Annotated in this window: 11 protein-coding genes; 6 read left to right on the top strand and 5 right to left on the bottom strand. The window is 45.7% G+C overall.

The window, feature by feature from the left end; genetic code table 11:
• The first annotated feature begins 48 nt into the window (after positions 1-48).
• Both R7F64_RS19965 and R7F64_RS19960 read left to right on the top strand, forming a co-directional pair.
• Positions 49-1,752, top strand: coding sequence for a chitinase (locus R7F64_RS19965; protein ID WP_206949575.1), 1,704 nt, complete (start codon positions 49-51; stop codon positions 1,750-1,752).
• A gap of 182 nt (positions 1,753-1,934) precedes the next feature.
• The gene (locus R7F64_RS19960; RefSeq protein ID WP_005381682.1) at positions 1,935-2,525 is read left to right on the top strand and encodes an acetate uptake transporter; all 591 of its coding nucleotides are present in this window, start codon (positions 1,935-1,937) and stop codon (positions 2,523-2,525) included.
• 100 nt (positions 2,526-2,625) lie between these two features.
• On the opposite strand, the gene R7F64_RS19955 is transcribed toward R7F64_RS19960, so the two are convergent.
• Entirely contained in the window at positions 2,626-4,173 is a 1,548-nt protein-coding gene (locus R7F64_RS19955) for an alanine/glycine:cation symporter family protein (RefSeq protein ID WP_005381681.1), read from the bottom strand.
• Positions 4,174-4,480: 307 nt separating this feature from the next.
• Entirely contained in the window at positions 4,481-5,737 is a 1,257-nt protein-coding gene (locus R7F64_RS19950; RefSeq protein WP_318072037.1) for a D-amino acid dehydrogenase, read from the bottom strand.
• A 106-nt stretch (positions 5,738-5,843) separates the two neighbouring features.
• On the opposite strand from R7F64_RS19950, the gene R7F64_RS19945 reads away from it, so the two are divergent.
• From R7F64_RS19945 to R7F64_RS19930, 4 genes are all read left to right on the top strand, one after another.
• On the top strand, positions 5,844-6,755 hold the full coding sequence (locus R7F64_RS19945) for a LysR substrate-binding domain-containing protein (RefSeq protein WP_005381678.1): 912 nt from the start codon (positions 5,844-5,846) through the stop codon (positions 6,753-6,755).
• Positions 6,756-6,874: 119 nt separating this feature from the next.
• The gene (locus R7F64_RS19940) at positions 6,875-8,143 is read left to right on the top strand and encodes an O-acetylhomoserine aminocarboxypropyltransferase/cysteine synthase family protein (protein WP_005381677.1); all 1,269 of its coding nucleotides are present in this window, start codon (positions 6,875-6,877) and stop codon (positions 8,141-8,143) included.
• Positions 8,144-8,350: 207 nt separating this feature from the next.
• The gene (locus R7F64_RS19935; RefSeq protein ID WP_318072036.1) at positions 8,351-9,682 is read left to right on the top strand and encodes an aspartate aminotransferase family protein; all 1,332 of its coding nucleotides are present in this window, start codon (positions 8,351-8,353) and stop codon (positions 9,680-9,682) included.
• Complete coding sequence (locus R7F64_RS19930) at positions 9,673-10,413, top strand: 3-keto-5-aminohexanoate cleavage protein (RefSeq protein ID WP_318072035.1); 741 nt, start codon at positions 9,673-9,675, stop codon at positions 10,411-10,413. Before R7F64_RS19935 ends, R7F64_RS19930 begins: the two co-directional genes overlap by 10 nt.
• A 75-nt stretch (positions 10,414-10,488) precedes the next feature.
• On the opposite strand, the gene R7F64_RS19925 is transcribed toward R7F64_RS19930, so the two are convergent.
• From R7F64_RS19925 to R7F64_RS19915, 3 genes are all read right to left on the bottom strand, one after another.
• Entirely contained in the window at positions 10,489-11,856 is a 1,368-nt protein-coding gene (locus tag R7F64_RS19925) for a Na+/H+ antiporter NhaC family protein (protein WP_115385756.1), read from the bottom strand.
• A 180-nt stretch (positions 11,857-12,036) separates the two neighbouring features.
• Entirely contained in the window at positions 12,037-12,624 is a 588-nt protein-coding gene (locus tag R7F64_RS19920) for a DedA family protein (RefSeq protein WP_318072034.1), read from the bottom strand.
• Between the two features lie 204 nt (positions 12,625-12,828).
• On the bottom strand, positions 12,829-14,364 hold the full coding sequence (locus R7F64_RS19915) for a bifunctional GNAT family N-acetyltransferase/carbon-nitrogen hydrolase family protein (RefSeq protein WP_005391488.1): 1,536 nt from the start codon (positions 14,362-14,364) through the stop codon (positions 12,829-12,831).
• Between the last annotated feature and the right edge of the window lie 84 nt (positions 14,365-14,448).

Raw genomic sequence — 14,448 nt, 5'->3', positions numbered from 1 at the left:
GTCTAGTTATTCCTCGTATATTGTATTGTTGAAATCCGGAGACTAGACATGTTTGCACTCAAACATCTTCCTCTTGCATTGAGTTGTGTCTTAGCAGCACAAGTGAATGCGAGTATGAATATTCAGCCCGATCCGCAAAATCCGAATGGTTATGTTATTGCTCGTGGTGACGTTCAAGCCGTAGAGCAAAGCAAAACTTCTGATCCTATGTATGCCATTTGGTCACAAGCATTAGAGACACGCCCGAACTCAGTGGTTGAAGCGATTGTTCCAGGGGCGACAACCAACCCAGAAAACGTGAAGCGTGTAGAGCGTGTATTCCCCGAAAGTGAGTGGGACTTCCTGACTCAAATGGCGGCACCTGAATACACTTACACGCGTTTCCTACGTGCAATTGGTAAGTTCCCTGCATTCTGTGGTGAGTACACAGACGGTCGTGATTCGGATGCAATTTGTAAAAAATCGATCGTGACAGCGTTTGCTCACTTTGCACAAGAAACCGGTGGCCATATTTCGATCGATAACGTATCGGATAATCCGCTAGGGTTGGAAGAGTGGCAGCAAGCTTTGGTTCATGTGCGAGAAATGGGATGGTCTGAAGGGCAAGAAGGTTACACAACAGGTTGTGGTCAAAATGACTGGCAAAACAAACGCTGGCCATGTGAACCTGGACAAGGTTACTTTGGACGTGGTGCAAAACAGCTTTCTTACCATTTTAACTATGGCGCGTTCTCTGAAGTGATGTTTGATGGTGATGCATCTGTATTGCTAAAAAATCCAGGCTTGGTTGCGGATTCGTGGCTGAACTTAGCATCGGCTATCTGGTTCTTCCTAACCCCACAAGCACCGAAACCTGCAATGCTACATGTGATTGACCGTACTTGGGTGCCTTCACAGCGTGAGCTTGATGCTGGCATTGGTTACGGCTTTGGTACCACCATCAACGTGATCAATGGTGGTATTGAGTGTGGTGAGCAAAACAAGGATAAAGGTCAACCTGTTAACCGTATTCGTTATTGGGAAGGTCTTGCCGCCCATTATCAAATTCCAATTGAAGCCGATGAGACCAATACCTGTTGGCAGCAGACGCCTTACGGTAGCTTAAATCTGAATGGTGCGACAGACGTGTTGTACACCAACTGGGATGGAAACTGGAAATACTACTCAGATCGTCCGGGAGGCCACTCTTTTGAATGTGAACTTGTTGGTTTCCAAACGGCTTACTCTGCGCTAGTTGCGGGTGATTATGAGAAATGTGTAACTAACTTCTACCAATCTCATGCGGGTTGGCCAGAAGTTCGTGTAGTTGACAAGTTAGATCCAGTGGATCCGGTCGATCCGCCTGTAGGTGGTGTGGCAGCTTGGGATTCTGGCAAAGTATATAACACGGGGGAACAAGTCTCTTACCAAGGTGCTGTTTACGAAGCGAAATGGTGGTCACAAGGTAATGAGCCAACGAAAGGAGACCCGTGGAAGCTGGTTTCAGGCACTCCTACGGAGCCGCCTACAACGGAACCTGAACCACCGGTGACTGAGCCAGAGCCGCCCGTCACAGAACCTGAGCCGCCAGTAACCGAGCCAGAACCACCAGTGACAGGCAATTTTATTCAGTGGGAGCCAGGTGTAACGCAAGTCGCTAACGGCGATAAAGTGACGTACCAAAACAAATGTTTTGTTGCGAAAAATGGCCCAGGAGTGTGGGAAAGCCCAACGCAAAGCAACTGGTTCTGGGACGAGATTTCTTGTCAGTGATCGAGTAAAAAACAACCTAACCATCTATAAAGACTCTGCTTTTTTGCAGGGTCTTTTTTTATATATGTAGTGGTTTATTTATGGAATCTAAGTTTTCAATAACAGCTTTTCTCTTTTGTTCTGGAGCCCATTAAAATTCGCGCGCATTTTTTATCAACATTTTTGAAAAAAGGTATTTGTACATGTCGACAAAACTGGCTAACCCAGCACCGCTAGGTCTAATGGGTTTCGGTATGACCACTATTCTGCTCAATATTCATAATGCAGGATTTTTCCCAATTGACTCTATGATTCTAGCGATGGGCATCTTTTACGGTGGCCTTAGCCAAGTAATCGTTGGCATCATGTGTTTTAAACGCGGTGATACGTTCGGCACAACTGCGTTTACTTCTTACGGTCTATTTTGGCTAACATTGGTTGGTCTAATCGTAATGCCTCACATGGGTCTTCCTGCAAGCCCTGCAAGCTTTATGGGTTGGTACCTAGCGCTTTGGGGCATCTTCACTGGTTTCATGTTCATTGGTTCTCTATGTTACCCAACAGCGAAGCAAGTGGTATTTGGTTCTCTAACTATCCTGTTCTTCTTGCTTGCTGCTCGTGATTTCACTGGTAGCGAAGTGATCGGTGCTATCGCTGGCTTCGAGGGTATCTTCTGTGGCGCAAGTGCAATTTACTTTGCAATGGCGCAAGTACTGAACAACGAATTTGGTCGTGAAGTATTACCTGTCGGTAAAGCAAAAATCGCTCGTAAAGTTGAAGCGGTTATCGCCTAAGCTGTTACTCATAATGAAGAAAGGGGGATTAACCATTGGTTAATCCCCCTTTTTTATGTCCTCAATCGGACCACTGCTTTTTCTTATTTATGTGATAACGCTATGTTGATGGTTGCTCAACAGTTTCTGCGCTATTGCTGTCTGCCGTTGGTGCTTTACCCGTTTTACGTCGGTACTTATCTTCCCAGTAATCTGCGCCTTTAATGCCCAGTGCAACAGGGTTAAATGTAAAATCGGTCACACCACGTTTTTGTTGCTCTTCGTAGTCGTTCAATGCTTTGAGTGCAGGCTTCGACATAAAGAAGATGATCAAAATACCGATGATGTTTAGCCACGCCATCAGTCCTACGCCTACATCACCCATCGCCCATGCTAAGTTGGCGGTTTTCACGGTTCCGTAGAACACGGATGAAATAATGATGACTTTCAGAATAAACATCAGTCCATTTACTTTGAACGTACGACGAATGTAAGCAATGTTCGTTTCTGCAATGTAGTAGTAAGCCAGAATGGTCGTAAACGCGAAGAAGAATAGAGCGATTGCGATGAATGGCTTACCCACGCCAGGTAGTGCGCTTTCGATCGCCATCTGTGTAAACACAGGGCCATTTGCACCAATATCCGCTGGTAGGTTTTGAACCAGGAATGTACCTTCAATCGCACCATTTACGTTGTACGCGCCAGTGATAAGAATCATGAACGCGGTTGCTGAACACACAAGTAATGTATCGATGTAAATAGAGAAAGATTGAACAAGACCTTGCTGAGCTGGGTGATCAACACTCGCTGCTGCTGCTGCGTGAGGACCAGTACCTTGACCTGCTTCGTTGGAGTAAACACCACGTTTTACACCCCAGCCGATTGCGGCACCAACGCCTGCCATTGGTGTGAACGCGTCACCAATAATCATGCCGAAAATGCGCGGAACCTCACCAATGTTTAGAAGGATGATGACAAACGCAGTAATGATGTAAGCTAACGCCATAAATGGTACAACGACTTGGGTAAAGTTCGCGATACGCTTTACGCCACCAAAAATGATGAAAGCCAAAATGACACAAACAACCGTACCAGTGAAAATTTTAGCAAAACTGAAGGTACCAATAGCGGTTTCAATCATGTCACCTGAGCCAAATGCGGCTTCTACTGCGTTACCGATACTGTTCGATTGAACGCCAGGAAGTAGAACACCACAAGCAAAGATGGTCGCGATAGCAAAGATCCAAGCGTACCATTTTTGTCCCATTGCTTTCTCAATATAGTAAGCAGGGCCACCACGGAACTCGCCTTCGTCTTCTTCTTTATAAATTTGTGCAAGTGTTGATTCTGCGTATGCGGTTGCAGCGCCAAAGAAGGCAACGACCCACATCCAGAATACGGCGCCTGGGCCACCGAAACCGATAGCAGCAGCAACACCAGCAATGTTACCTGTACCTACACGGCCAGACAGTGAAACGGCAAGTGCCTGAAATGATGATATCCCTTTTGTTGAACTCTTCCCTGAAAGTAATAAGCGCCACATCTCAAAGAAGTGACGAATTTGTACAAAACGCGTCATGATTGAATAGAACAAACCTGCGCCAAGGCACAAATAGATCAGTACCGGGCTCCAAATAATTCCATTCAGAAAATCAACTAATGACTGCATGAGTATTTTCCCTGTTAGTTGTGTTTGTGGTTGTTTTTCACACAATACATTACCCTTTATGTAATGCAATTGTTAACTTTTTTAGCTACAAATCCTTTGTAGCGTGATGATGAACACAGAATGGAGAGTAGTTGTTAAAATTTGGTTCTTGTTGCTTATTTGCTCCTTTTAGGTAGAAGATTTGCCTGATGATTAATTATGCAGCACATTGTCATTTAAATGTGCTGCGATTATGATGAGTTAAAAATGCCAGTGGTTATGCATTTTGTGGAGTAAGTGTCTGCCTGTTTTTTGTTCAGTCATGTCCTCAGGCGTAACGACAAAGGTTAAGCTCCGCATTATCCATCACTTTTGTTTTTTCACCTTTCATTACGCTTGCTAGCAATTGACCTGAACCACAAGCCATCGTCCAACCCAGAGTTCCGTGTCCGGTGTTAGTAAAAAGGTTATCGTATTTAGTCGCGCCGATAATTGGTGTGCCATCAGGCGTCATTGGCCTAAAGCCGCTCCAAAACTCAGCTTGGCTGAAGTCACCACAACGAGGAAAAAGATCACGGATGACCATTTCGATGGTGTTTTTGCGCTTTTGTGGAAGGGAAGTATCAAACCCTGCTAATTCTGCGGTGCCAGCTACGCGAATTCTGTCATCAAATCGAGTCATAGCGACTTTATAGGTTTCATCCATCACAGTAGATCGAGGAGAGAAGTGTTCATCTTCCATCGGGATGGTGAGTGAATAGCCTTTGACAGGGTAGACCGGAATATCAATATCGAGTTGCTTGAGTAGCGCTGTAGAGTAGCTGCCAGAGGCCACCACATATTGGTCTGCTTTAAATTGTCCTCGGTTCGTTTGGACACCTATGATCTTTTTGCCTACTGTAACCCAATTGCTTACTTCAGTATCGAACTCAAATCGGACACCGTTTGCCTTAGCAAGCTCCGTTAGTTGTTGGCAAAATTGATGGCAATCGCCCGTTTCGTCATCAGGTAGATGCAAGCCACCAACCAGTTTGTCTTTCACAAGTGCAAGCCCTGGCTCTTGTTCAATACATTGTTCGACGTCCATTAGCTTAAATCGGGTTCCGCTTTGTTCAAGGAGCTGCATGTCCTTTTCAATAGCTTGCAGCTGTTGATGTGTTCGGAATACTTGCAAGGTCCCAAACTGACGCCCTTGATACTCAATGGCGTGTTCTTGGCGTAACTGTTCTAAGCAAATACGGCTGTGGTTGGCGATCGAAAGCATGCGAGCCTTGTTAACTTGATAGCGAGGTAGGGTGCAGTTCGCGACCATTTTACTTGCCCAGCGGATCATGTCGGCATTCAGAGTGGGTTTGATTTTAAGTGGAGCATGCTCCTCCATTAACCACTTAATGGCTTTAACAGGAACACCAGGCGCAGCCCAAGGCGAAGAATAGCCATATGAGATCTGCCCGGCATTGGCGAAGCTCGTTTCCATGGCACTGCTTGCTTGGCGGTCAATGACGGTAACTTGATAGCCTGCTTGAGATAAATACCAAGCAGAGGTTAAGCCGATAACGCCGCTGCCTAATACGATGACTTCCATTGATGCACTCCACACATTTATCAGAGTGCTCAGTTTCTTTTCTTTACCTTTTGTTAACAATCGATATAAATTACACACAGCGTTTAGAAAAACTATAGGCTCAAGGATGAAAAGTAATCTGATAAGTGGTTTGTGTTTATTTAGCCAAGTCGCGGAGTACAACAGCTTTACTGGTGCTGCAAGACATTTACACCTCACCACTGGTGCCATAAGCCAACAAATTATTCATTTGGAAGCGTTATTAGGTTTTACTTTATTTGAACGCCACTCTCGCGGTATTCGTTTAACCGTAAAAGGCACTCAGTTACACCAAGCGACGCAGTTTCACTTTTCGGAACTGAGCAAATTGCTTGATGAGCTCAAAGTAGAAAAGCAAACCAATGAAATTCGTTTGAAGTTGACGCCTTCTTTTGCTTTCAAATGGTTAGTCCCAAAGCTCGAAAGCTTCCATCATGATAATCCGGATATCCAAGTACAAATCTTTGCGGAAGGTGCGCTGGTAAATAGTGAGATAAAAGACTATGACGCCGCAATTGACTATGGTCTTCATCCTTATAGAAATGCTAACGCGGAGCTGATTTTGGATGAGCATCTGCTACCGGTGATGAGTCCAAAATACCTTGAGGATCATGGCTGGCTAAAAACGTTGTTTGGTGAGCAAAAAAACTCAATGCCAGTGAAGCAATGGCAAGAGGCGACGCTACTACACGATGCGATGCCATGGGAAAAAGCGACGCGTGACTATGAGTGGCTATATTGGGCGTCAGCGATGGGGTTGGATTTTAAAACCGATGTCGGACACTTTTTTAATCGAACGGATATGGCGATGTCTGCAGCCGAAGCTGGCGTTGGGATTGCGATGGCTCGAATGGCATTGATTGAGGATGAATTGACGACAGAGCGTTTGGTTTCTCCATTCAAACCGATTCCTGCCAATGCAGGGTATTACTTGATCATGAACACACGTACGAATGCGACAGAAACGTTTCGTCACTGGTTACTTGGACAGTTGAATTAGCGTTTTATCTCTGTGATTCATCCCTACGTTATTTGTTGAAAAATTGGGCAATATAAGTTTTATAAGCAAGGTAAGTGCTTTGCTTGCCGCTATTTGAGTGATGAAAAACAGGGAAGAACATGAAAGACGAAACGCTATCCATCCATTTTGGTTACGAAACTGACCCGACCACCAAATCTGTCGCGACACCGATTTATCAAACAGTCGCGTACGAGTTTGACAACGCGCAGCACGGCGCTGATCTGTTTAACTTGGAAGTGCCGGGGAATATCTACACTCGCATCATGAATCCGACTAACGATGTTCTGGAAAAACGCATGGCGGCGTTAGAAGGCGGCATTGCTGGATTGGTCGTGAGTGCGGGGAGTGCAGCGATTAACTATGCGATTCTGACCTTAGCGCAAGCGGGCGATAACATCGTTTCTACGCCGCAACTTTATGGCGGTACTTATACCTTGTTTGCGCACATGCTGCCAAATCAGGGTATTCAGGTGAAGTTTGCTAAAGATGACAAGCCAGAAAGTTTGGCCGAGTTAATTGATGAAAATACCAAAGCGGTGTACTGCGAGAGCATTGGTAACCCTGCAGGTAATATCATCGATTTAGAACGTGTGGCGGAGCTTGCTCACGCACAAGGCGTGCCTGTGATTGTGGATAACACCGTCGCGACGCCAGTGCTGTGCAAACCCATCGAGTTCGGTGCGGATATCGTAGTTCACTCTCTCACTAAATACGTTGGTGGGCATGGCACCACATTGGGTGGCGTGATTGTGGATTCAGGTAAATTCCCTTGGGCGCAGCACAAAGACCGCTTTCCTGTTTTCAACCAACCAGAACCTTCTTACCACGGCGTGGTGTATACCGAAGCGTTTGGTGAGGCGGCATTTATCGGGCGTGCGCGTACCGTACCACTGCGTAATACCGGAGCCGCATTATCACCGATGAATGCATTTATGCTTATGCAAGGGCTAGAAACGTTACCGCTGCGTATGGAGCGCCATACCGAGAACACACTCAAAGTGGCTGAATTCTTGGAACAGAATGACAAAGTCAGTTGGGTAAGTTATGCCGGATTGCCAAGTTCTGAACACTTCCATCTCGCCGAAAAATACATGAAAGGTAAGCCTTCTGCGATTTTGTCGTTTGGTTTAAAAGATGGTTATGACGCTGGTGTGCGTTTTTATGATGCTTTGAAAATCTTTAAGCGTTTGGTGAACATTGGCGATGCAAAATCATTGGCTTGTCATCCTGCATCGACGACTCATCGTCAATTGAGCGAAGCAGAACAAAAACAAGCTGGTGTGTCTCCAGAGATGATTCGTTTATCGGTGGGTATTGAACATATTGACGATATTCTAGCCGATTTAGAACAGGCACTAAACGCGTAAACGATTCTGTTTTTAGCTTTGGGTTACCCATAGGCCAGCCTTTAAAAAAGCTGGCCTATTTTTATTTTATTGTTTAAATATCAAGGGTTTTGGTGTTTTTGGTTTGTGGCATTCCAAAAGCTCATAGAGGGTGAGATTTATTCTCTTGTCACGTTTGGGTTTGTTCCTGATGATGTGTGCAAGTATTACACATTGGAAGGGACTCAAATGTCTTACGTATTTCACCGTCATTGCCATGCCACGCTACCAATCATCGATAGAGGTGAAGGTGTTTATCTATTCGATAAGCATGGAAAGCAGTATCTCGATGCTTGTGGTGGTGCTGCGGTATCAAACCTTGGCCACAGTCATCACGCCGTTAAAAAAGCCATGTTGGAACAGATCGAGCGAGTGCCATTTGCTCATACTGGATTTTTTACTAGTGACAACAGTGAGCGCCTAGCAGAATTGATTTGTCAGCATATGCCTGAACAGTTCAACCATGTGTATTTAGTCAGTGGAGGATCAGAAGCGGTGGAGTCGGCACTAAAAATGGCGCGGCAGTATTTCGTGGAATCAGGTAAGCCAGAGAAAAAGCAATTCATCGCGCGTCAGCAAAGTTATCACGGTAATACCTTGGGGGCTCTGGCTGTCGGAGGTAATGAATGGCGACGTGAACCGTTCAAACCCATCTTACACCCGAGCCATCATATCGCCCCTTGCTATGCTTATCGTTATCAGCAGAGTCATGAGTCGGAATTGGATTACTCATTGCGAGCGGCGAATGAGCTAGAGGAAAAAATTCTTGAGTTGGGGGCTGATAATGTCATGGCTTTTGTCGCTGAGCCCATTGTGGGAGCCACCGCTGGAGCTGTGCCTGCCACACAAGGTTACTTCAAGCGTATTCGCGAAATATGCGACCAATACGATGTGTTATTGATCTTGGATGAAGTCATGTGTGGCGTTGGACGCAGTGGCAGTTTTTTTGCGTTTGAGCAAGAAGAGGCAGAACCCGATCTGGTGTGTATGGCTAAAGGGCTTGGTGCGGGTTATCAACCTATTGGCGCGGTGGTTGCGAATGATCGAGTCTATCAAGCTATTGCTGATGGAAGCGGTTTTTTCCAACATGGTCATACTTTTATGGCGCACCCTGTGGCGTGCGCTGCTGCCGTGGCGACCATTCAAACCATCTTCCAAGATAATTTGTTAACGGCGGTGAATCGGCAAAGTGCTTTGCTGCGTAATGAGCTTACTTCTGCATTGGCCCATTTACCGTACATTGGCGACATTCGTGGTAAAGGTTTGTTTTTTGGCATTGAGCTGGTGGCGGATCAAGAAAGCAAGGCGCCTCTGAGTAAAGCCACATTGGCAGACAAACGCATCAAACAGCGAGCAATGGAAAATGGCTTAATGTGCTATCCAATGGGCGGAACGATTGATGGCGTTAATGGGCACCATATCTTGCTTGCGCCGCCATTCATTATTCAGCCTCACCATATTGATGAGCTAGTTGGCAAACTCTCATTAACGCTAAAAGAGGTAGCGAAGGAATGGAATTAGAAAATCGATGTATACGAGAGCCTATCGCTATTATCGTGGCCCCAAACGGTGCAAGAAAAACTAAGCACGATCACGCCAGCTTACCCATGACAACAGACGAACTGGTTGCAGAGGCTATCGCTTGTCAAACGGCAGGGGCTGCCATGATCCATTTGCATGCTAGAGACGCCAACGGACGTCATTCATTAGACATCGACGACAACATGGCAATTTACCATGCCGTGAAAGAAGCGGCTTCTTTTGCATTGAGGGAGTTAATCCCTGATCGCGCAAGTGAGAAAGAAGAGCATGCCTTTTTCCATTGGGTGGCAGAACACAACATCGTGAGCCAAATTATTCTCTACGATGCAACCGACATTGAACGTTATTTCCAACTGCGTGATGCGGGCGTGTTACCTAAAACGCATCAGCATGCATTAGTGGTGTTAGGGCGTTATCACCAAGCTCAACAGTCTTCGCCATGGGATTTACGAGGTTTGAATTTGGCGCGTTTTGTCGAGGAAGAAATTCGATGTGCCATTTGTGCTTTTGGCGCGCGAGAGCAAGACTGTTTAGCGAGTGCGATGTTACTTGGATTCGATGTGAGAGTGGGGTTTGAGAATAACCACGTCGATGTGGCAGGCGAATTAGCAATCAGTAACGCGGCTCAGGTGGAAGCTCTACGCGATGTGGCGCATCGCTTTGCTATTCCTTTACACAGTGCGCAAAGTTTGCGTTCAGCTTTGAAGTAAATCTGCTCGCGGAAAAGAAAAAAAAGAAGAAAGGAAAGTAAAAAGGCTCCATCGGAGCCTTTTCGGTATTTGTCGTTAGTTCTCAGTTTGCGCTACAGGTTGACGAGCGGGGTGTTTGATAAACACCGCGACAACAGCCGCTATCGCTAATGCAAAACAGTAGTAAGAATTGGCAACTACTTCAAGTGGCGAGAGGTTGAACACGGAACCTAGCAGCAGTACTTGAGCACCGTAAGGCAACACGCCTTGCACCACGCATGAGAAAATGTCTAACAAGCTTGCTGAGCGGCGAGGAGAGACATTATTCTCTTCCGCCAGTTGGCGAGCAACGCTGCCCGATACAATGATGGCTACGGTGTTGTTTGCCGTACAGCCATTGACCATTGATACCAAACCTGCAATACCTAGCTCGCTTGCACGACTGTTCGCATGCTTAGAGTGACTAGAGCCAAACGCGTGGATAAGGCTACTAACGAAATTTGTTAGAAAAGCAAGACCACCTTGGCGACGCATCAGTTCACTCAAACCACCAATCAGCATGGATAACAAGAAGATCTCTTGCATGTTACCAAAGCCTTTGTAAACGTCTTGGGCTAGATTAGTCAGTCCGTAATTGTCAATCGATGCCAAGCTCACGCCGCCAGCCAAAAGAATGCCAATCGACAGAACCACAAACACATTCACACCAGATACCGCTAGGATCAAAATAGTGATGTACGGCAAGACTTTTAGCCACTCAATATCGCCAGTTGCAGGCACTTGAGTCGCGGTACTGTTGAAAGCGAACACTACAATCGCGATCAACGCCGCAGGTAAAGCAATACGAATGTTCTCTTTAAACTTGTCTTTCATCTCACAACCTTGAGAGCGTGTCGCCGCGATGGTGGTGTCAGAGATGATAGAAAGGTTATCACCAAACATAGCGCCGCTCAGTACAACGCCTGCGGTTAACGGTAAGCTCATTCCTGCTGATTCAGCAATACCCAACGCTACGGGGGCAACGGCTGCGATGGTACCCATCGAAGTCCCCATTGCTGTTGCGATAAAAGCAGAAATCAGAAAAATGCCTGGTAAAATCATGCTGGTTGGAATAGCGGATAAACCAAGGTTTACTGTTGCATCAACACCGCCAGAGGCTTTTGCTACCGCAGCAAAGGCACCTGCAAGCAGATAGATCATACACATTGCGATTATGTCTGGGTGGCCAACACCACGCATGAAGTGTTCGATTGAGCGGTTAAGTTTCTCTTTACTTAAAAGAAACGCAATGATGATGGCTGGTAATACCGCGATGGGTGCAGGCAGCTGGTAGAAGGCAAATTCCACGCCTTGCAAAGATAAGTAAGTGCCTACGCCAATAAATAGCGCAAGGAATACAATTAATGGGATCAGTGCGACCGCAGACGGTGCAACTGTTTTAGTAGTTTGTTGGGAACCGGACATGTAAACGACAATGTTAATGATAAGAGAGAAGAGCAGACTAATATCACATTTCTACATTGTCAACGTCTAGACGTCTAAATGGCTGTTTAAATTTTACACGTAAAGAAAAAGATAAAAGCTCGTGTTGCGTATCTCACTGATACCACGAGCTTTAGTTATGCGCTAATGAAGAGACTGTTGTTATTGCATTGATTTGGCTTTTTTGCGTTTAACAATACCTAAAACCATCCACGTAAATAAGACAGCAGCAAATGCCCATACCAGATATTTGTATTCGGTGTACAGGTTGCTCAACACGCTTAAATGCTCAAATGCAAAGTGAGTTAACAAGCTGAATACCAATACCCAAATCGTCGCCGCGAGGGCGTTACCGAGCAAAAACTCTCTACGTGGCATTTTCGCGATACCGCATGCAAGAGGCATAAATTGCTTCATTCCTTCAATAAAGCGGCTGACGACCAAGCACGTAGGGCCGTATTTCTGGATAGTTAATTGAAGCGTTTGCATCTTCGGGCCGGAAATGTAGCCTTTTTTATCTAACCACCCCTCAAAGTAATAACCGATTAAGTAGCCACAGGTATTACCAAAAAAGCAACTCAGCCACGATACCATCATTACCATACTTAGGTTCATGACTTGTTCTGACGAGAGCAAAGATGCCGCGATCATCAGTGATTGACCAGGCATCGGGATACCTATCCCTTCTAGAAATATACTGACAATCAGCGCAACGTAGCCATATTGCTCAAGCAAAGGCTTCATTGACATGAGAAGTTCGTTAATATGTTCCAAAAGCTTTCCCCTAATAAAAGCGGAACGAAGTTGGAGTGATACTCCGAATGTCCTATTGGGTCAATTCTTGTTTCTCACCGTTGAGAAAAACTGACATGCCTCTGATAATTGCGCAGAATCAACCTGCAGCTGGCTTTACTCGCCGCCACGCTCTTTGGTAGCGGCGAACTAGGGAGATCCTTATGACTCTTTGGCTTTGGTGAATGCGCCATACAAATCAAGGCGTCGGTGACGTAAGTTGGTTACTGAACCCTCGGTATTAAGTTGCTTCAACTTAGTCAAATCAACATCGGCGAAGATCATCATTTCGGTGTTGGCGCTTGCTTCTGTCAAGGTCGCATCGTGCGGGAAGTAGATATCCGACGGTGAGAATACGGCAGATTGTGCGTACTGGATGTCCACGTTATCAACACGAGGTAAGTTACCAACACTGCCACCAATTGCAACATAGCATTCGTTTTCAATGGCACGCGATTGGGAACAAATTCGTACTCGTTGATAGCCATTTTTTGTGTCCGTCCAGAAAGGAACGAATACAATTTGTGCGCCTTGTTCTGCTAACATTCTTCCCAATTCAGGGAATTCGCTGTCATAACAAATCAGTATGCCGACTTTGCCCGCATCGGTTTCGAACACTTGAACATTGTCACCACCGTCGATCACCCAGTCTCTTTGTTCATGAGGCGTGATGTGGATTTTATATTGAGCGTTAATTTCACCATCTCGTTGCAGCAAGTAGGCCACATTATACAGTTTGCCATCTTCGATAACGGGCATACTGCCTGCAATAATGTTGATGTTGTAGGTGACCGCCATCTGCGAGAAACGGTTTTTGATCTCTTCTGTAAAGCTAGCCAAAAAGCGGATTGCTTCAACGGAATTTTTGTCGTTTTGCAAGCCCATCAGCGGTGCGTTAAAGAACTCAGGGAATAGGGCGAAATCGGCTTTATAGTTCGCAAGAGAAGAGATGAAGAACTCAGCCTGATCGAGCAAATCCTCCAGGTCATTCATCGCGCGCATTTGCCACTGGACGACACCAATCCGAATCAGTGTTTTTTCTACATCGTGTACGGATTGAATATCCTCTTCGTAGAAAAAGTTATCCCACTCCAGCAGTGTCGCGTAACCTTTAGAAGCGCTATCCTCTGGTAAGTAGCCGCGCATGATTCGTTTTACATCGAAGTCGTTAGCAAGCTGAAAAGACAAAATAGGGTCATGAAGCTCACGGCGTTTTACTTTGTCGATGTACTCTGCAACGCTCAGTTCATCTGCGTATTGGTGGTAATTAGGAATGCGACCACCGGCTAAAATTGCTTTGAAGTTCTTACTACGGCAAAGCTCTTTACGCGCATCATACAAACGTCGACCTAAACGTAGCCCTCGATAGTCCGGGTGGACAAATACATCGAGACCATACATTGCATCACCGGTTACTTGATTCTGTATGACGTTGTTTTCGGTAATGATGTCGGTATATAGATGAGGAAGAGAAAAGCGGTTGTAGTCCACTTTAATGGTTAATGCTGCACCGACTATTTTGCCGTTATCTTCAATACAGATTTGGCCATCAGGAAACTGATGAATGAGATCCATAATAGTCAGCCGTGGCCATGAGCCGCCAACATCAGGAAACACTAAGTCCATTAGCTCTGCAAGCTCAGGGTAATCCGTTGGCTCAATGGTACGTAATGAGAGTTTGGGCGAATTGCTGTCCATATCTTTCAATCCATTTATCCTTTTGAAACAGTGTTAATGAGAATGCCACAATTTGGAGCAGACAGATACTGAAGTCTTTGAGTT

It is taken from the genome of Vibrio sp. Vb1980 (assembly GCF_033338615.1).
Classification (GTDB): Bacteria; Pseudomonadota; Gammaproteobacteria; order Enterobacterales; family Vibrionaceae; genus Vibrio; species Vibrio alginolyticus.
Note: the sequence above shows the minus strand (reverse complement) of the source record. Positions and strands in the feature narration are given on the sequence as shown.